Consider the following 16,397-nt stretch of genomic DNA (forward strand, 5'->3'; position numbering starts at 1 on the left):
GCTTTTCCTTTGTGATCGAACAATTACTGTTGCGCTGACTGCAATGCGGCCCGCACTTGCGGCAGCAGGCGCGCCTTTTGCGCCGCGCGCACGCGAATGCCATTTCCCACCCGTCGAGCTTCGACCAGCGCGTCCGGGCCGAAGTTCTGGCCTACATAGCCTTCCATCATATCCGCATGACGCGTGTCAGAGGACGCGGCGACCACCGAGGCGAGCGCGCGGTTGCGGCCCATGGCATCGGTACTCTTGAGCAGGACATCGCGATTGGCCACGGCGAACGCCCAGGCCTGGTCCGGATGCTCGCGCCCGACACTGGAGACGATGACGCTTGCCAGGTTGACCGGCACCTGCGGCGAGATGGCCATGCCCAGCGTACTGGCCGCCAGCGCCGGATCCTGCGCCAGCGTCATGGCAGCGCCGAAGCGGTTGCGTTCCTCGTCGGTGCCGGCGGCGGCAACGTGCTTGCCGAGTGCGGCGTAGGTGGCGCCATCGGCATAGCGGCCGACGGTATTGACCACGAAGTCGAGCATGTCGGGGCTCACCGATGCCGGGTCGGCCTGGTAACGCGCAAAGCGCTCGCGCGCCTCCCCGATTGCCCGTTCGTCGCCGGCCCGCGCCAGGGTCGCGGCCAGCAGCGCACGCAACTGGCGGTCCTCGCTTGACTCGCCCGCTTTCGGTTCCCAGCCGAGCTTGCTAAAACGCGGCCCGACGAAGTCGATCACGAAGCGCCGAATCAGGGCCTGCTCCGGTTCGCCGCGCGCGAGCCGCTCGAGCGTGCCGAGGTTCGACAGGATCGACTGCCAGAGCGCCAGGCGCGGCTCGTCGCCGTATCTGGCCACCAGGCTGACGTAGGCGTCGAGCTGGGTGCGCCCGGCCGTCACCAGGCTCCAGGCATCGAGCAGCAGTTTCAGGCGCGTCGGGTCCGGCAGGCGCGCGGCATTCGCGGCCAGTGCGTCGAAGCTGGCGCGGTCGTACTGGATGCGGAAAAAGCCGACGCTGTGCGGGTCGACCACCAATGTGCCGTCGCAGCTGCCTTGCGTGATGGTGGTGCTGCGGTTGGCCAGCAGCGTGTACCAGGCCTTGCCATTGACCGTGCCGACCTGCAGCGGGACGTTCCACAAGCGGTTGTCAAGCGCCGGTTCGTCGAGGCGGAACTGTTCCTGCGCCAAGCTGACCTGGCGCTTGCCGTCCACACAGGCCTGGCTCACCGAGATCAGCGGGTAGCCGGGCTGGGTCGTCCAGTCGGCTGCGAGCTTGCCGACGGGCTTGCCGGACGCCTTTTCGATCGCGGCCCACAGGTCGGCCGTGGTCGTGTTCGAATACTGGTGTTTCGCCATGTAGGCACGGATGCCCTTGCGGAACTGATCCTCGCCGACATACGCTTCCAGCATGCGCAGGAAGCCCTGCCCCTTCTCATACGTGATGGCATCGAACGCGCCGGCAGCCTGCTCCTCGTTGTCGATGCGGGTCTGGATCGGGTGCGTGGTCTTGCGCGCATCGAGGTTCAGCACGCCCTCGCGCCCGGCGATGCCGTCCAGGTGAGGACGCCACTCCGGATGGAAGTGCTCGGTGGCCTTGGCCGCCATCCAGGAAGCGAACCCTTCGTTCAGCCACAGGTTGTCCCACCAGGCCATCGTGACGAGGTTGCCGAACCACTGGTGCGCCATCTCGTGGGCGTTGACCTCGAAGGTGAGCTTCTTGACGTCTTCCGGGCTCTTTTTCGGGTCGACCAACAGCGTCGATTCGTTGTAGACGATGCCGCCCCAATTTTCCATTGCGCCATTAAAACCACCAGGGATCGCGATCTGGTCGAGCTTGGCGAGCGGATAGGGAACGCCAAAATAATTGTTGTAGTAGCGCAGCAGGTCCTTGGTGGCCTGCAGCGGGAAGGCAGTCGAGCCGAGCTTGCCGGCGGTCGTGACGACGCCGATGTCGACGCCGTCCTGGCGCGCCGACACGCGTTCCATGTCGCCTGCCACCAGCACCACCAGGTAGCTCGGCATCTTCGGCGTCGGCGCGAACGAGATGCGCTGCAGGCCTGTGGCGAGCTTTTCCTGCTTCTCGACCGGGGTGTTCGAATAGGCCTTGAAGCTGGCCGGCAGGTCCACCGTCAGCTTGAAGCGCGCGCGGAAAGCGGGCTCGTCCCAGGTCGGCAGCATGCGCCGGGCGTCGGACGGCTCCATCGTGGTGGCAATCAGTTTCTTCTCAAGCCCGCCCGCCTTGTACCCTACCTGGAACAGCCCGCGCCCTTCGCGGTTGATCTGGCCGGAAAATGTCAGCGCGAGCGTGTAGCGGCCGGGCGCCAAAGGCGCGCCGAGCTCGAAGGCGAGCGTTTCCTGTTTCTCGTCGAGAACGGGCGCCAGGCTGCGTTCGGCCAGGCCGCGGCCGGACAAGGCGGCGCGTTCGATCTTCAGGTTGGCGGCGTTCAGGACGATGCGCTTTGTGGCCCGCAGCACCTCGATTTCGACGCGCTGCGTGCCGCGGAAGGTATCGGCAGCCATGTCGGGCACGAGATGGGCGTCGTACAGCAGCGGGATGACGTCTTTCGGCAGCTTGCCGGGTGTCGTGGCAAACGAAAACGGAGCTTCGGCCTGGGCCGTGGCGGCGGCCAATGCGAGCGCCATGGCAAGGGCGCCGGATGCTCGGTAGTGTCTCATGTTGTCCTCTTGTCTTATTATGTTGGCGCCGCGTCTGGCGCAGCGACCCAGCACGCACTGTAAAGAAAGCGATCACGGAGGCCTGCCGGAATGCGACAGACGGCAAAACGACGCGCTGGAATGCAAAAACCCGGTACTACGGCGCCCGCCCGCGCCCCTGTTAGCGCCGACGAGAAAAATTTTCAATTATTTTTGCAAACCACCCTAAAGTTCCAGCGAGCCCTGCCGTAAAAGGAGGACAACCGGTAATCCGGCCGAAAAAAAATTGTCGCGGCGCAAACATGACCTCCAACGAAGTTCTCTCGATGTACGAAAATATTGCTGGCCTGACGGGCAAGATGGCTGCGGCGGCGCAATCGGGTGACTGGAATGGGTTCGACAGCCTGCAGGCGCAATGCGCCGTACAGGCAAGCGCGACGGCGACCGGCGTGCCGGCCCTGGACGGCGTCAAGCGCCTGCGCAAGATCGACCTGCTCAAGCAGATCATGGCCCACGACCGCGCGGTGCGCGACGTGACCGAGCCATGGATGGGTCAGCTGGACCGCGCGATGCGGACGCACTGAGCTGCCCTCCCCGGTATAAAAAGAACAAGCGCCTGCGGGCGCTTTTTTGTTGCCCACGCAACGAGCAGACGCACAACAAAAAGGCGCCCGGAGGCGCCTCATTGCTACGGGAATCCCGTATGAATTCGGAGAGCAACACCAGGAGATCCCGGTGTCGCCTCTTTGCCGGTTGCATCCGGCGTCCGCTGCCGCTGTTGGCAGATGACTGCTTCCGGAAACAGGCGTCTCGCGACGTACATCCGGTACCCGCGCCACGCTATCGGTGGTGGCTGCGCCGGACTCTGTTCCGTTTTGTGGTTTTGACAACCAGCGAATCCAGTATAGCGCAAATTTTTTGCTTGTGTAGACAATTTGTGCGCGGCCTATTCCGGCCGGGAAATCACCTCGGCCGGCACCGGCTCGGAGGCAGGCGTAGCGGCCGCCGGCGCCGCTTCCCTGGCGCGGCCGGGCATCAGGCGCGCCTTTACCGCCGCCATGAAATTCAGTTTCGGCTCGCCAGTCACGGCAGCCGGCGCCTCCTGCGGCAGCTTGACGGGCTTGTGCTCAGCGGGAATCTTGCCGAAGGCGGAGCGCTGGCGACGGCGCAGCAGCGCCAGCACCAGGGCGACGATCGCCAGCACGGCGGCGAGACCGATGCCGATCAGGAGCCATGGGGCGCCGGCTTCCGGCGGCTCGGCCTTCTTCGGCTTGCGCGCGATGCGCGGCGCGCCCTTGGGTGCCTCCTTCGGCACTTCCTTCACAAGCGGCACGGGCGCGGCAGCAACAGCTCCCGCACTTCCCTGCAGCACTTTCACTTTTTCCTCGAGCTTGCCCAGTTGTTGATGCAGCGCCGCGTTCTTCGCGCCGAGCGCCACGCAGGCGTCCAGGTGCTCGCTTGGCGCTTGCGGTGCACAGCTGGGTGCGTCGGCCTGTACTTTGGGTGCGGGGGCCGCGGCCGGCGCTTTCTTTTCATGCACTGGCTTTGGCGCCGGTGTGGACTTCGGCACTGCCTTGCGCATAGCCGGCAACGCCGGACGAGCGCCCTCTTCCACGTATTCTTCGCCCGCGTGCAGGGCGGCGGCAGGGCGCTGCACCGGCTTCGGTGGGCGCAGCGGAGCGCCAAGCTGTGCGGGCGCTTTCGGCAACTCGATGGGCGGTTCGCGCACGGGCATTGGCGCCGGCGCCGGATTCGGATCCGGCGTTAGCCACAGGGTGACAAGGCGCACGCTGCGCTGGCCGCCATCGACAAGTTCGAGGTAGACGTGCAAATAGCGGCGCTCGACCGGTTTGAGCGAGGTCAGATGCAGGAACTGGCGGCCGTCGCGCCGCATCACAGTCATGTTCAGGCTGGCGAGCACCGGCGGCATGGCGATATTCGCGCCCCGGTACACGTCGGGATTTGCCAGGTGCACGACTACCTGGGTGCCCGGGTCCTCGAGCAGGGTCAGCTCGACATCGGCCACGAGCGCTTGCCCGATATGGCTCAGCACCCGGGCCTCGCCCAATTCGGCGGCGTGGCCGGCCACCATTGCGGACGCAAGCAGGAGTGCTGAAAGTATGTAGGAGGAGCGCAGCGCCATGGTCGGGAAGAATTTGTAGCCTAAGCATAATTAACGGGTGTTCGGCTACACTCTTTAGCTCCCGCACCGAAATAAATAACAGGACGCCTTCATGGAAAACCGGATAGAAAAAGACAGTTTCGGCCCGATCGAGGTCCCGGCCGAACGCCTCTGGGGCGCCCAGACCCAGCGCTCGCTGCACCATTTCCATATTTCGACCGAACGCATGGCGCCGGAACTGGTTGCCGCGCTGGCCCAGGTCAAGCGTGCCGCGGCAGCAGTGAACCGCTCGCTCGGCAAACTTCCTCGCGACAAGGCCGACGCCATCATCGCCGCCGCCGACGAAGTGCTGGACGGGCGCTATCCGGACGAATTCCCGCTCGCCGTCTGGCAGACTGGCTCCGGGACGCAAAGCAACATGAACATGAACGAAGTGCTGGCCAACCGCGGCTCCGAGCTGATCGGGGGCGCGCGGGGCGAGGCGCGCCTGCTGCATCCGAACGACCACGTCAACATGGGCCAGTCCTCGAACGACATCTTCCCGACCGCGATGCATGTGGCGGCGGCGCTGGCGGTATCGAAAGACGTGCTGCCGGCGCTGGCACGCCTGCGCGGCACGCTGCAAATAAAAATGCGCGACTTTGCCGACATCGTCAAGATCGGCCGCACCCACCTGCAGGATGCGACGCCATTGACGCTTGGCCAGGAATTTTCGGGCTACGTCGCCCAGCTCGAATTTTGCGAAGGGGCGATTCGCGCGTCCCTGCCCGGCCTGCTGGCGCTGGCGGCCGGCGGCACGGCGGTCGGCACCGGCCTGAACGCGCATCCCGACTTCGCCCCGCGCATCGCCGCCGAACTCGGTTCGCGCACGGGCCTGGCCTTCAAGACCGCGCCAAACAAATTCGCGGCGCTCGCCGGGCACGATGCGCTCGTCGCCAGTCACGGCGCCTTCAAAACGCTCGCTGCGGCGCTCATGAAGATCGCCAACGACGTGCGCTGGATGGCGTCTGGTCCACGTTCGGGTCTGGGCGAAATCACGATTCCGGAAAACGAACCGGGCAGCTCGATCATGCCGGGCAAGGTCAATCCGACCCAGTGCGAAGCGCTCACCATGCTGTGCTGCCAGGTGTTCGGCAACGATGTCGCGCTGACGATCGGCGCCTCCCAGGGCAACTTCGAACTGAACGTGTTCAAGCCCATGATCGCGCATAACTTCCTGCAAAGCGCGCGCTTGCTGGCCGACGGCATGCGTTCGTTCGAGGAGCACTGCGCCAGGGGCATCGAGCCGAACCGCGTCCGGATCGGCGAGCTGATGGAACGCTCGCTGATGCTGGTGACCGCACTGGCCCCGCACATCGGGTATGATGCCGCCGCGCAGATTGCCAAGCACGCGCAGCACGAGGGCATCACCCTGCGCGAGGCGGCCCGGCAATCGGGACATGTCAGCGAGGAACAGTTCGATCAGTGGATCGTTCCAATGGACATGACGCGTCCCGACCCCGCGTAGGCCCAAGCGTGCGCCTCACAATTTTTCCCAAGGATAGTATGCAGAAGACAACTTTCGAACTGACATCCGAGTTCGTCGAACTCAACCAACTGCTGAAACTGGTCGGCCTGTGCGATAGCGGCGGCGCCGGCAAGAACATGGTGGCCAGTGGCGTGGTGTCGGTCGACGGCAAGAAAGAGCTGCGCAAGACCGCAAAGATTCGCACCGGACAGACCGTGACCGTGGGCGACGTGCGGATCTCCGTGCAGTAGGCAAGACTGCCGGCCTCTACCGCGCACGTTTGCGCGCAGACAAACACGACAGGTGGTCCTTGTTTATATTTTAAAGCGTGCCTGACAAACTTCTCAGGGCAAGGCGCATCGGCGAAGACAGTACGCCAGTACGGCGAGACGAATGCAACGCAGCCATGGGGAGTTTGTCAGGCACGCCACGTGATCAACCGGCTTTTAATGGTGAACTCAATGGAAACCCCGGAAGAAAACCCGCAAACACAGGAACGGCTGATCGGCGATCTGCGCCTCGTCATTGAAAACGCGCAAGAGCTGCTGAAAAACACCGATCAGTACACGAGCGTCCTCTACCAGAACGCGCGCTCGAAGCTGGCGATGGCTCTCAACGCCGCCAACGAAGAGCTCGAGCGCTTCGAAGACGCGCAACTGTGCCGCATGATGGAAGCGACCCGCCTGGCCACCGAGTGCGCCGGTTTGACCGGCGAAGAGCGCGTCCTGCGCGCTTTCCATTGATGTCACGGCGGCGCCGTCCTGGCGCCGCGATTATTCTTGCGACACGCTACACCCCGGCAAAGACCCCATCGGCCAGCCAGCGGTTGAAGTTGGCCGCCACATCAAACGCTTCATCCACTTCGAAGGCCGCATCGAGCGCGTCGCCAAAGCGCGCGCCCTCGGCCAGCCGGCGCAGCGTGGCGTAGGCGGCACGCTCGAGCGGCAGCACCTGCGTATGCCAGCTCGAGCGCAACACCAAGCCACGGCATGGCGCCGCCATCGCATCCGGAAACGCCGGACCGCCTGGCTGGTGCGCCAGCCACAAGCCCACCGTGGCCCAGGCACTTTCAACCAGCACACAGGCCGGATGCAGCGTGAAGCGCCGTGCCTCGAGCTGCGCCGGATCGAGCACTGCGAGATCGGATGCCGCGAGCACCGGCGCGTCGGGGGCGTAGTGTGAACGGTGCAGCGTCCATTCCAGGCGGGCCATGTCGGCCATGTAGGGGTAGTCGGCAAGCGGCGCGAACCCGGCAATGAAGTCCGGGAGCCCGGCGCCGAACAAGTTCAGGTCGGCGTCAACCGACGGATGCCGCTTGCCATAGGCGCGTGCCAGTGCGGCGAAAAATTCCTCGCCCACCAGCGCCTTGACGACGGGACAGGCATTCGCCAGCGCCCGCTCCCAGTTGCCGGTCAGGTTGCCGCGGTAGATCGCCAGACGGCGGCCAAGCACCCCCACATCGCCGCCATCGGCCAGCATGCCGGCAAGCGCCGGCTCACAGGCAGCATCGAACAGGGCGGCGCCGAATGCCGCCTGCAGCGTCTCGTGCGCGGCTGGCTCCGCCCCCCTCCAGTGCGCGGACGGGAATGGTTCGCTCACGCGTGCCGGGGTAAATGCCGCGCCGATCGCCTGCGCCATGTCCGCCTGCGCAAGCAGCACCTCGAGCGCCGGGATGTCGCTATCCCACTCGATCAACGCCGGCACGCGCCCGAAGCGCGCCAGAGCGGCGCGGTACAGCTTCCAAACGGGCTCGGCGATAGCCGCGCCATGGTGATCGATCACGACCTCGCCCAGGTCCAGGTGGCCGCCCAGATGGATCTCGGCGACAGACCCGACCGGCAAGGCCGCGATCGCCGCCAACGCATCTTCGCCATGGTTGCGCCCGTTAACATAGAGATTATTTACGTCGAGCAGGATGCCGCAGCCGGTGCGCCGCGCCAGCGCCGCCAGGAATTCGGCTTCGCTCATGGCGTCATCGCGAAAGCGGACATAGGTGGAGACGTTTTCGACCAGCAGCTGGCGTTGCAGGGTGTCTTGGACCCGGCCGACGCGCGCGGCCAGCAAGTCGAGGGCGGCCCCGTCCAGCACCAGCGGCAGCAAGTCGTTCAGGTGCCGGTCGCGCAAGGCACCCCAGCAGAGGTGTTCGGAAACCAGAAACGGCTCGATCTGTTCGGCCAGCCGGCGCACCCGCTCGAGGTGTGCGGGCGAAAAGCCGCGCGCCGAACCGAGTCCGAGTCCGACGCCATGCAGGCTGACGGGATAGTCGCAGCGCAATGTGCGCAGCACGTCCCAGTCGCGCCCAGACCGGGACAGGACGTTTTCGCTATGGACTTCGAGCCAGCCGATGCGCGGGCGCGTGTCGAGGAAGGCTTGGAAATGGGGGGCGCGCAGCCCGACGCCGACGCCGGACAGGCCGGCAGGCAGCGGGGTTGGCACGGTTCAGCGTGCCGGCGGTGCTGCCGGTGGCTGGGTCGAAGGCGCGCTCAGCTTGCCGCCCGCTTTTTCGCAGCTGCCCTTCGGCACCAGCTTCCATTCGGCGGGATCGTTGTCGATCCGCGCCATGCCGGCGCAACCATGGGTCGCGGTACCGCAGTCGTTCTGGCCCACCTTGGCCACGCCGTAGCAGCGTTCCTGGTCGGCTTTACTGCTGCCATGCATGGGTGCGTCCTGGGCGGCGGCGGCGGCGCACACGCCCGCGAGGGCGGCGGCAATGGCGGCTTGGCGTTTGTTCATGGTATGGCGTCCTGTCGATGGGATGAGTCAGCCCGGAAGGATAACGCGGCAACCACATTGCGGCAACCGCTTCAGGCAGCATCAGGCCGTGGTGTTGATCTTGCTGCCCAGGTGCGCCGGCAGGTTTGGCGGCGGCGCGATGCCGTCGAGGATCTGGGTGACGGACGACTTCTGGATGTCCTGCTGTTTTTTCAGCAGGGTAATGGCGACCTCCTCTTTACGACCGGTCTCGGCAATGGTGGTGGACAGCGCGGCGATGCTGGTGACGTTCATGACGGTCTCCTGATGAGGGTTATCCCTTATTTACGGCGTGTTCTGTGGAAACTTTAGCCTGCGTCGCCATCCATCCGGTGAGCCACTGCAAAACGTCCCCTGACGCATTCAGGTCGAGCCAGGCCGGCCGCGCGCCCACAGGCGCAGGCCCGTCGGAGGCCACGGCCACGACCAGCGTATCGTCCGGGAACAAAGGCGGACGGCCGAGTGAAGGCCGGTAGACCTCGAGCTTGGGCAGCGGCTCCCATTTGTACCCCTCGACCAGGGTCAGGTCGGCAGGGGCCAGGCGCGCCAGCTGCTCGGCTAGCGGCGGCTCCCCTTCCCCGCGCAGTTCGCGCAGGATGGCGTAGCGGTAAGGAGACGCGATCATCACCTCGGCCGCCCCTGCCATGCGCAGGCGCGCGCTGTCCTTGTGGGGCGGCTCGAGTTCGATGTCGTGGTGGCTGTGCTTGACGACGTTGACACGCAACCCGCGCGCGGCCAGTTGCGACACGAGGAACTCGAGCAGCGTCGTCTTGCCGCTGCCCGACCAGCCGACCACGGCCAGCACGGCGTGCGCAAGCGGCGGATCAGTAAGCGACACGGTAGCGGGTTCCCCGGTAATTCATCACGGCATACTTCGGCATCAGGCGTTCAAGCACGAGACCAGGCGCGACTTCCTCGCCTTCGCGGCGCAGCGTCTTGTCGACCAGCAGCAGGCGGTCCGCCGGGTTCGGCGAATAGATATACCCGCCGACCGCGACTTTCGGCACTTCGCGCCCGATCGCCTCTGGCAGCTGCTGCAGCGTGCGCAGGTTTTCCTCGAGGATCGGATCCGTGTTCCGGACCTGCGGGGCAGCTGCGGGTTCAGGCACCCGAGCCGGCGCCGGCGCCGGCAGGTAGACCGGCTCCGGCACGGCGGCCGGGCTCGGGGCTGGGGAGGCAGCCGCAACGCGCGGCGCCGGCGCTGCGGCAGGCCGGGAGGCAGCCGGCGCCGGGGCCGCAGGACGCGCAACCGGTGCGTCGGCGGCGCGCACTGGTGGTGCCTGCGCGGCCACTGCGGGCGGCGCCGAAGGCGGTGCAAGGTCCATTCCACCCGCGGCAACCGGCGGCGTAGCCGCCTGCGCCAGCACGGCCGGCTGCGCTTCCGGCGCCTTCGACCGCAATACGAGTCCAGCCATCAGGCCGGCGAGCGCGAGGCCCACGCCCAGGCCGATCAGGAGCGGCTTGCGGTTCGCCGCGCTGGCGGCGGCGGGAACAGGCATCGACGCCGGTGTATGGATATCCGGCGCATTGCCCAGCTGGCGTTCGGCTTGCGCCTTCTTGAGTGCTTCGAGAATGTACGACATTTAGTGTCCCGTCCCGGCGGCGAGCAGGCGCGGCTCGGCGACCCCGGTCAGCTGGTTGAGGCGCATGTAGGTGCGCGGTCCGGCGACGCCGTCCGCTTTCAGGTTGTGCTTCGCCTGGAAGTTGCGCAGCAACTCCTGGGTGCGCGCATTGAAAGGCTGCTGCGCCGGCGGCGCGGCGAGCTGCCCGAGTTGCGCCAGTTGCGCGGCCAGCCAGTCGACGTCAGCCCCGTGGTCGCCCGGCGCCAGGTTGTCGCGGAAAGCGCGCGGCATCTTCCAGAAGGTCGTGTATTCGCCCGTGAAACGCGGTACCAGTGCGGCGAGCTCGACCCGTTCACGCTTGCCGTCGACAAGCAAGGTCACGCTGCGCTCGTCCATGCCGGCAAGGACGGCATAGCTGGTGGCGCGCCCGTCGCGCAGCTGGATGACGGCCGGACGGTCGAGCTGGCGCAATTCATAGATGCCGCCACGGCCCACATGGCAGCGCATGTCGAACCGGAGCGCGGCCGGGCAAGGCTCCCCAGCCGGCAAGGACGCACCCCAGAGCGAACCGAGGGCACGCAGGGCCACCGCTTCGTCGGCGTGACCGCGCGGCAGGCCGGCAGCGGGCGACGCCAGGGAGGTGGCCTGGACGAACGCACCCTTGACCACACCCCCCTTCGCGTCCACCGATACTGCGCGATGCGGCAGCACTTGCCAGGCAGCGGCGGCACTCAGGACCGCGCCGGCCAGCAGCCCCCCGGCCACCAGCGGCCAGCGCGCCGTGCGTGAAGGCGGCACGGCATCGCCCGCAAACACTTCCTCGGCCGCCTTGCGCAGGATGACGCGCGTCACTTCGCGGCTGTTCTCGACATAGGCGCCGAGCAGCGCGCGGTCGCACAGCAGGTTGATGCGGCGCGGAACGCCTCCCGTGATGCGATGCACGGCCGGCACGATCGAGGCCGGAAATACGGGTGCGCCCTGCGCCCCGGCCACGGCCATCCGGTGCGCGATATAGGCGCCGGTCTCGGGCTCGAGCAGCGGCCCCAGGTGATAACGGGCGATCACGCGCTGCGCCAGCTGTTCGAGTTCGGGGCGCGCCAGCATGGTACGCAGTTCCGGCTGTCCGATCAGGATGATTTGCAGCAGCTTGCGCTCGCTCGTCTCGAGGTTGGTCAGCAGACGCAGTTGTTCGAGCACGTCCGGCGCCAGGTTCTGGGCCTCATCGATGACGAGCACGTTATTCCGGCCCTGGGCATGCGAAGCGAGCAGATAGGCGTTGATGGCGTCGACATAACCCTTCACGCCGCCCTGCTCGCCCGGCGTGGCGATGCGGAACTCTTCGCAGACCGACTGCAGCAGTTCGCCGACGCTCAGCTTCGGGTTGAAGATATAGGCGAGACGACAGTTGTCGGGGATCTGCTCGATGAAGCAGCGGCAGACCGTGGTTTTACCCGCACCGATCTCGCCCGTCAGCAGCACGAAGCCGCCGCCGCTGTTGATGCCATACAGCAGGTGCGCCAGCGCCTCGCGGTGGCGCTCGCTCATGAACAGGTAGCGCGGGTCGGGAGCGATCGAGAACGGCGCGCCCTTCAGGTGGAAGTAATTGGTGTACATGAAGTCAGCGGCCTGGCGGGAAAGGTTTATACCTCGCGCAGTATATTTTGGATTTGTCGTTGTGATAAGCGATGACGCTGCCCGGGTTCGACACCCGCAACGGATACTGCGCGGCATCAACAACCTTGTGCCGCAATCCGGCAGCGGCGCGGATCGCTGCTTCCAGCTCTTCCGGCTTGCTGTCGAGAACAGCGGCAATGAACACCATCGGATGCGTGTCGTCGCTGACCATCACTTCGAGCACTTGCTTGCCCCACAGCGTCGCATCGCCCTTGAACCAGAAGGCGCCGCCCTCGTGTTTGATGGCCGGACCGAAAGCGGTGCTCAGGTAAGAATGAAAATATGCATTCTCGAGGTGGTCGCGGCACAGCAGTGCGCTGCCGATGACGGGACCGAAAGTGGAAGGCATCGCCTGCACCCCGCAGCAGGCAAGCGCCAGCAGCACGCCGGTGGCGGTGCGGCCGACAAGGGTCACAGCTTCGACAGCCAGTTGCGGTTGGCGGCGATCTTCGCCTTGGCCGATGCCGGCAAGGCCTCGTAGCAGCCGGGGTGTTGCTTGAGCGCCCCTTCGCGCACCTCTTTCTCGAGGCCATTCACGATGAAGACGTAGACGGTGGCGCCTTCGCTGTTCTTGCGCGTGCCCATGTAACGAATCACTTGTATCTCCCACTCGACATGCCGTAACGGAGACGCATTATGACACTTGCCGCGCCCGGGAACAGCGCCGCGGCGCTTCAAGGTGCTGAGGGACGCACCGGCCGCCATGCTGACTTGTTGCGCTCGAGCCACGCCTCGATCGATTCGCGGTTGTCGTGTTGCCAAGGATGAAACGATAGCGAGAAATATTCCAGCGCCGGCTTGGGCAGATGCCAGGCCAGCCCATTGCAGCCGAACCAGATTTTCAATGCATTGCCCCTGGTGCAAGTCGAGCGTGGCGGGCGGCGTCAGGTCAATTGATTGTTCGATCGACGTATCGACTACAGTGCGGGAAAGTAAAGGGTGTCGGTAGTTTGTAACCTGATTCGGGGTCGCAGCGCAGCAATACCACTTTGCATACCACCTGCGATCCGGTTTTTCCATAGGAAAACCAAGCCATGGCAGCGCCAGCACAGCAGGCAATCCAATACCAATTAAATACCTGTTGACAAGCTCAACCCGCCTCCCTATAGTGCGCTGACCTCCCCGGCACTCATTTCCCCATGATCGAATACCTCATCGGCGTCGATGGCGGCGGCACCGGCACCCGCGTGCGCCTGGCCCATGCCAACGGCAACGAACTGGCCCAGGCCAGCGCCGGCCCTTCCGGCCTTTCCCACGGCATTGCAAATGCCTGGACCACCATCCTGTCGGCCATCGGCGAAGCCTGCGCGCTCGCCGACATCGGCTCCCCTCCCCTGTCCTCGATGGCGATCGGCCTGGGTCTGGCCGGCGTGCACAACAAGGACTGGGCGGCGCAATTCGTCGCCGCCGATCCCGGCTTTGTCGCGCTGGTGCTCGATACCGACGGCTTTTCCACGCTGATGGGCGCCCACGGCGGCGAGCCCGGCGCGATCGTGGCGATCGGCACCGGCAGCGTCGGCGAAGCCATGCTGGCAGACGGCACCAAGGTCGAAGTCGGCGGCTGGGGCTTCCCCGCCGGCGACGAGGCGAGCGGCGCCTGGATGGGCCTGCGCGCGCTGAACCATATCGAACAGGTGCTCGACGGCCGCGTGCCTGGCGGCCCCCTGGCGGTTGACGTGATCGACGCCTGCGGCGGCAACCGCGACGCGGTGCAGATCTGGCTCGGGCGCGCCAACCAGACCGCGTATGCGGGCCTGGCGCGCTTCGTCGTCATGCACGGCGCAACCGATCCGGTGGCGCGTGCGATCCTCCAGCACGCCGGGCAGGAAGTGGCGCACATCGCCAACGCGCTCGACCCAGGGCACGCGCTGCCGCTGGCCTTGTGCGGCGGCCTGGGCGAAGTGCTGCTGGCCTGGCTGCCGCCGGAAACACGCGCGCGGTGCCTGCCGGCCCAGGGCGACTCCGCCAGGGGCGCCCTCCTCATGATCGAACGCCATTTGAAGGACACCCAATGAAAGGCAATATCCTCACGCCCGAGGGCTGGATCCGCGGCGAGCTGCATTTCGGCGCCACGATCGATGGCGTCGAAGGCCGCTTGGCCGACCCTGACGACAACGGCGACGACTACATCCTGCCCGGCTTCATCGACGTCCACGTGCACGGCGGCGCCGGGCGCGACATGATGGAGGGGGGCGACGCGCCGCACGTGATCGCCGCCCTGCACGCGAAGCACGGCACCACCAGCCTGCTGGCCACGACGATGACCGCGCCGCTAGAAGACATCGAGCGTGCCTTGAGCGCCATCGGCGCGGCCTGCAGGGAGCGCGGCAAGCATGAGGCGCGTATCCTCGGCGTGCACCTGGAGGGGCCCTACATCAACGCGGCCAAGCTGGGGGCCCAGCCGCCGTTCGCGAAGGAAGCCACGCTGCTTGAAGTCGAAGCCTGGGCTCGCCAGGCGCCGCTGCGCGTGATCACTGTCGCGCCCGAGATCCACGGCCACCTGGAACTGGTGCGGCACTTGAGCGACCAGGGCATCCGGGTCCAGATTGGACACACCAGCGGCTCGTACGAAGACGGCCTCAAGGCGCTGGAACACGGCGCGTCCGGTTTCACCCACCTGTTCAATGCGATGCCGGGCCTGCACCACCGCGAACCGGGCATGGTCGGCGCCGCGCTCGCCCATGCGCAGTACGCCGAGATCATCCCCGACCTGCTGCACGTGCATCCGGGCGCGATCAAGGTGGCGCTGCGCTCGATCCCGCAGCTGTTCTGCGTGACCGATTCCACGGCGGCCGCCGGCATGCCCGATGGCGAATACATGCTGGGGCGGCAGACCGTCCACAAATGCATGGGCGGCGTGCGCCTGGCCGACGGGACGCTGGCCGGCTCCACGCTGACGATGGATGGCGCGCTGCGCAACCTCGTGAAAATCGGCCTGTCGATCGAGGAAGCCTCACGGCGCGTCTCGACGCACGCCGCCGACTACCTCGGCGAAACCCGGCGCGGGCGCCTCGCCCCCGGCTGCCATGCCGACTTCGTCGTGCTCGATCGCGCCCTGAATATCAAAGCCGTGTATATCGAAGGAGAAGCGCTGTGACCGTACCTGAAACATCGCTCATGCTGCAGGAAGCCATGTCCGCCGGCGACTGCGTCGCCCTGCAGCTGTCCCAGGACGTGGAACGCTATGCGGCGCTGGGGCGTACGCTGCGGGGGACCAATTTCAACAGCGCGGTGACGGTTGCGCGCGGCAGCTCGGACCATGCCTCGGGCTATGTCGCCTACCTGATCATGTCGCGCATGGGCCGCCTGGTCACTTCCTTGCCGATGTCGCTGGTGACGCTCTACAAGTCGCCCCTGGTGACGCAGGACACGCTGGCGATCGCGATCTCGCAATCGGGCCAGAGCCCGGACGTGGTCGAGCCCATCCAGTACTTCCGCGCCGGTGGCGCCACCACGGTGGCGCTGGTGAACGATGCCGAGTCGCCGCTGGCGCAGAGCGCCGCCTGGAGCATGCCCCTGCACGCCGGCAAGGAGCACAGCGTAGCGGCGACCAAGAGTTTTATTACGAGCCTGGTGGCCGGTGCGCGCCTGGTGGCCGAATGGCAGGACGACGACGAACTGAAAGCCGGTCTTGCCGCCCTGCCCGACGACCTGCGCGCCGCGTCAAGGATCGACTGGTCGGCCGCGATCGAGGTGCTGGCGCCGGCACGCAACATCATGGTGGTCGGGCGCGGCATCAGTTTCCCGATCGCGCTGGAAGCGGCCTTGAAATTCAAGGAAACCTCAGCGCTGCAGGCCGAAGCCTTCTCGGGCGCCGAGATCAAGCACGGCCCCATGGCGCTGATCGAAGACGGCTATCCGCTCCTGATCTTCGCCACGCGCGGTCCGGCGCAGGCCGGTCTCGTTGCGCTGGCGACGGAGATGCGCGGACGCGGTGCGCGCGTGCTGCTGGCTGCGCCCGAGGACATCGCCGAGCGTGATCTGACGCTGCCGGTCGCCGCCACGCCGGATCTCGACCCGATCGTCGCCATCCAGGCCTTTTATGTGATGGCGGCGAACCTGTCGAAAGCACGCGGCATGGATCCGGACCGCCCGCGCCACCTGAGCAAAGTCACCAAGACCAACTAAAACACACTGAAGCCGAG

18 protein-coding genes are annotated in these 16,397 nt (G+C 66.2%); 7 read left to right on the forward strand and 11 right to left on the reverse strand.

Going from position 1 to position 16,397, the window contains the following annotated elements; translation table 11 throughout:
- Positions 1–23: 23 nt before the first annotated feature.
- A complete protein-coding gene (locus tag ACHAC9_RS16960; protein WP_435761473.1) occupies positions 24–2,657 on the reverse strand; it encodes a M1 family metallopeptidase in 2,634 nt (877 codons plus the stop codon).
- A 281-nt stretch (positions 2,658–2,938) separates the two neighbouring features.
- Between ACHAC9_RS16960 and ACHAC9_RS16965 the strand changes: the two genes are divergently transcribed.
- Positions 2,939–3,220, forward strand: coding sequence for a flagellar protein FliT (locus tag ACHAC9_RS16965; protein ID WP_435761475.1), 282 nt, complete (start codon positions 2,939–2,941; stop codon positions 3,218–3,220).
- Positions 3,221–3,582: 362 nt separating this feature from the next.
- On the opposite strand, the gene ACHAC9_RS16970 is transcribed toward ACHAC9_RS16965, so the two are convergent.
- The gene (locus ACHAC9_RS16970) at positions 3,583–4,728 is read right to left on the reverse strand and encodes a hypothetical protein (RefSeq protein WP_435761477.1); all 1,146 of its coding nucleotides are present in this window, start codon (positions 4,726–4,728) and stop codon (positions 3,583–3,585) included.
- A 142-nt stretch (positions 4,729–4,870) separates the two neighbouring features.
- On the opposite strand from ACHAC9_RS16970, the gene fumC reads away from it, so the two are divergent.
- The 3 genes from fumC (at position 4,871) to ACHAC9_RS16985 (ending at position 7,008) form a co-directional block, all read left to right on the forward strand.
- Positions 4,871–6,265, forward strand: coding sequence for a class II fumarate hydratase (fumC, locus tag ACHAC9_RS16975; RefSeq protein WP_435761479.1), 1,395 nt, complete (start codon positions 4,871–4,873; stop codon positions 6,263–6,265).
- 38 nt (positions 6,266–6,303) lie between these two features.
- A complete protein-coding gene (locus ACHAC9_RS16980) occupies positions 6,304–6,516 on the forward strand; it encodes an RNA-binding S4 domain-containing protein (protein ID WP_056344529.1) in 213 nt (70 codons plus the stop codon).
- Positions 6,517–6,726: 210 nt separating this feature from the next.
- Positions 6,727–7,008, forward strand: coding sequence for a DUF883 family protein (locus ACHAC9_RS16985; protein WP_435761481.1), 282 nt, complete (start codon positions 6,727–6,729; stop codon positions 7,006–7,008).
- A gap of 46 nt (positions 7,009–7,054) precedes the next feature.
- On the opposite strand, the gene bufB is transcribed toward ACHAC9_RS16985, so the two are convergent.
- From bufB to ACHAC9_RS17030, 9 genes are all read right to left on the reverse strand, one after another.
- A complete protein-coding gene (bufB, locus tag ACHAC9_RS16990) occupies positions 7,055–8,701 on the reverse strand; it encodes an MNIO family bufferin maturase (protein ID WP_435761483.1) in 1,647 nt (548 codons plus the stop codon).
- A gap of 3 nt (positions 8,702–8,704) precedes the next feature.
- The gene (locus ACHAC9_RS16995) at positions 8,705–8,998 is read right to left on the reverse strand and encodes a BufA1 family periplasmic bufferin-type metallophore (RefSeq protein WP_435761485.1); all 294 of its coding nucleotides are present in this window, start codon (positions 8,996–8,998) and stop codon (positions 8,705–8,707) included.
- Between the two features lie 81 nt (positions 8,999–9,079).
- Complete coding sequence (locus tag ACHAC9_RS17000; protein WP_435761487.1) at positions 9,080–9,271, reverse strand: YjfB family protein; 192 nt, start codon at positions 9,269–9,271, stop codon at positions 9,080–9,082.
- Between the two features lie 19 nt (positions 9,272–9,290).
- Positions 9,291–9,854 carry a molybdopterin-guanine dinucleotide biosynthesis protein B gene (mobB, locus tag ACHAC9_RS17005; RefSeq protein WP_435761489.1) on the reverse strand — a complete coding sequence of 188 codons (564 nt, stop codon included), beginning with the start codon at positions 9,852–9,854 and terminating at the stop codon, positions 9,291–9,293.
- Positions 9,841–10,599, reverse strand: a complete 759-nt coding sequence (locus ACHAC9_RS17010) for a general secretion pathway protein GspB (protein ID WP_435761491.1) — start codon at positions 10,597–10,599, stop codon at positions 9,841–9,843. Before ACHAC9_RS17010 ends, mobB begins: the two co-directional genes overlap by 14 nt.
- Positions 10,600–12,192 carry an AAA family ATPase gene (locus ACHAC9_RS17015; RefSeq protein WP_435761493.1) on the reverse strand — a complete coding sequence of 531 codons (1,593 nt, stop codon included), beginning with the start codon at positions 12,190–12,192 and terminating at the stop codon, positions 10,600–10,602. It abuts the gene before it with no gap.
- Positions 12,193–12,196: 4 nt separating this feature from the next.
- A complete protein-coding gene (locus ACHAC9_RS17020; RefSeq protein ID WP_435761495.1) occupies positions 12,197–12,667 on the reverse strand; it encodes a hypothetical protein in 471 nt (156 codons plus the stop codon).
- A complete protein-coding gene (locus ACHAC9_RS17025; RefSeq protein ID WP_435761496.1) occupies positions 12,664–12,849 on the reverse strand; it encodes a hypothetical protein in 186 nt (61 codons plus the stop codon). Before ACHAC9_RS17025 ends, ACHAC9_RS17020 begins: the two co-directional genes overlap by 4 nt.
- Positions 12,850–12,926: 77 nt before the next feature.
- The gene (locus ACHAC9_RS17030) at positions 12,927–13,097 is read right to left on the reverse strand and encodes a hypothetical protein (protein WP_435761498.1); all 171 of its coding nucleotides are present in this window, start codon (positions 13,095–13,097) and stop codon (positions 12,927–12,929) included.
- 294 nt (positions 13,098–13,391) lie between these two features.
- Between ACHAC9_RS17030 and ACHAC9_RS17035 the strand changes: the two genes are divergently transcribed.
- The 3 genes from ACHAC9_RS17035 to ACHAC9_RS17045 are packed head-to-tail and all read left to right on the forward strand — an operon-like array spanning position 13,392 to position 16,380.
- Positions 13,392–14,267, forward strand: coding sequence for a BadF/BadG/BcrA/BcrD ATPase family protein (locus ACHAC9_RS17035; RefSeq protein ID WP_435761500.1), 876 nt, complete (start codon positions 13,392–13,394; stop codon positions 14,265–14,267).
- Complete coding sequence (nagA, locus tag ACHAC9_RS17040) at positions 14,264–15,349, forward strand: N-acetylglucosamine-6-phosphate deacetylase (RefSeq protein WP_435761502.1); 1,086 nt, start codon at positions 14,264–14,266, stop codon at positions 15,347–15,349. Before ACHAC9_RS17035 ends, nagA begins: the two co-directional genes overlap by 4 nt.
- Positions 15,350–15,369: 20 nt before the next feature.
- Positions 15,370–16,380 (forward strand): SIS domain-containing protein, encoded by a 1,011-nt coding sequence (locus ACHAC9_RS17045; protein WP_435761670.1) that lies wholly within the window; start codon positions 15,370–15,372, stop codon positions 16,378–16,380.
- Positions 16,381–16,397: the final 17 nt, after the last annotated feature.

It is taken from the genome of Massilia sp. CMS3.1, assembly GCF_051262535.1.
Lineage (GTDB): Bacteria > Pseudomonadota > Gammaproteobacteria > Burkholderiales > Burkholderiaceae_D > Telluria.

What these genes read in the sequence shown, in the direction of transcription:
- ACHAC9_RS17035 (WP_435761500.1), top strand. Translation starts at nt 13,392, where the DNA reads ATGATCGAATACCTCATCGGCGTCGATGGCGGCGGCACCGGCACCCGC.
- fumC (WP_435761479.1), top strand. Translation starts at nt 4,871, where the DNA reads ATGGAAAACCGGATAGAAAAAGACAGTTTCGGCCCGATCGAGGTCCCG.
- ACHAC9_RS16965 (WP_435761475.1), top strand. Translation starts at nt 2,939, where the DNA reads ATGACCTCCAACGAAGTTCTCTCGATGTACGAAAATATTGCTGGCCTG.
- ACHAC9_RS16970 (WP_435761477.1), bottom strand. Translation starts at nt 4,728, where the DNA reads ATGGTGGCCGGCCACGCCGCCGAATTGGGCGAGGCCCGGGTGCTGAGC.
- ACHAC9_RS17045 (WP_435761670.1), top strand. Translation starts at nt 15,370, where the DNA reads ATGCTGCAGGAAGCCATGTCCGCCGGCGACTGCGTCGCCCTGCAGCTG.
- ACHAC9_RS16980 (WP_056344529.1), top strand. Translation starts at nt 6,304, where the DNA reads ATGCAGAAGACAACTTTCGAACTGACATCCGAGTTCGTCGAACTCAAC.
- nagA (WP_435761502.1), top strand. Translation starts at nt 14,264, where the DNA reads ATGAAAGGCAATATCCTCACGCCCGAGGGCTGGATCCGCGGCGAGCTG.
- ACHAC9_RS16995 (WP_435761485.1), bottom strand. Translation starts at nt 8,998, where the DNA reads ATGAACAAACGCCAAGCCGCCATTGCCGCCGCCCTCGCGGGCGTGTGC.
- ACHAC9_RS17000 (WP_435761487.1), bottom strand. Translation starts at nt 9,271, where the DNA reads ATGAACGTCACCAGCATCGCCGCGCTGTCCACCACCATTGCCGAGACC.
- ACHAC9_RS16985 (WP_435761481.1), top strand. Translation starts at nt 6,727, where the DNA reads ATGGAAACCCCGGAAGAAAACCCGCAAACACAGGAACGGCTGATCGGC.
- ACHAC9_RS17010 (WP_435761491.1), bottom strand. Translation starts at nt 10,599, where the DNA reads ATGTCGTACATTCTCGAAGCACTCAAGAAGGCGCAAGCCGAACGCCAG.
- ACHAC9_RS17015 (WP_435761493.1), bottom strand. Translation starts at nt 12,192, where the DNA reads ATGTACACCAATTACTTCCACCTGAAGGGCGCGCCGTTCTCGATCGCT.
- ACHAC9_RS16960 (WP_435761473.1), bottom strand. Translation starts at nt 2,657, where the DNA reads ATGAGACACTACCGAGCATCCGGCGCCCTTGCCATGGCGCTCGCATTG.